At 69.1% G+C, this 301-nt stretch carries 1 protein-coding gene; it reads left to right on the top strand.

Translation table 11 applies throughout. The features are described 5' to 3' along the window. A partial coding sequence (locus tag EN807_RS36030; RefSeq protein WP_210240033.1) for a DUF5801 repeats-in-toxin domain-containing protein occupies positions 1-301 on the top strand: 301 nt, incomplete at both ends.

Here is a 301-nt window from a genome sequence, read left to right on the forward strand (position 1 = left end):
GTCACCTTCCTCGATGACGGCCCCTCGATCAGCAATGCGGTGGTCGGCAGCTCGGTGACGCTCGACGAGACCAACAACGGTCCGACGACGGACGGCGTGCTGAACCCGGCGATCATGACGGCCACGAGCGCTGCGGCGATCGTGACGCTGACCTCCAACTACGGCGCCGACGGCGCCGGCACGACGACCTATGCGCTGTCGGTGACCAACGCGGCCTCGGGGCTGGCGACGGCACAGGGCGACCATGCCATCACGCTGGTCCAGGTCGGCGCCACGGTGCAGGGCCAGTACACGGATGCCG

Source organism: Mesorhizobium sp. M5C.F.Ca.ET.164.01.1.1, from assembly GCF_004792125.1.
GTDB lineage: Bacteria > Pseudomonadota > Alphaproteobacteria > Rhizobiales > Rhizobiaceae > Mesorhizobium > Mesorhizobium wenxiniae.